A 283-nucleotide genomic window follows, 5' to 3' on the forward strand; every position below is an offset into this window, starting at 1 on the left:
ATCAAAGTAAAATGTCTCACCAAAATCTGTTCTACTCACAACAAGCTGCTGTGGTCTTGCTAAACCATTTTCTATATCCGTTATATGATAATAAACAATATCATCACTACGAGCAATTTCAAAGTTTGTATTATAAACACTTAATATTTCCTCACCACAGATCTCTGCTCTTCCATAGTTTTTTAAAAAACTTTTGTAGGAAGTTGTAAACTGAAAACCAAGAATTTTTTCTGCTTTTTCAATCAGTACATCATCAACTTCATCATCAACAGTACCAAAATTG

At 31.1% G+C, this 283-nt stretch carries 1 protein-coding gene; it reads right to left on the reverse strand.

What is annotated here, in order from left to right; all coding sequences use genetic code 11:
- The coding region (locus ACFINC_RS11240; protein WP_375617257.1) for an SMI1/KNR4 family protein at positions 1-283 on the reverse strand (283 nt) is incomplete at both ends.

It is taken from the genome of Bartonella sp. AP58NXGY (assembly GCF_042195785.1).
In the GTDB taxonomy this organism is placed as follows: Bacteria; Pseudomonadota; Alphaproteobacteria; order Rhizobiales; family Rhizobiaceae; genus Bartonella.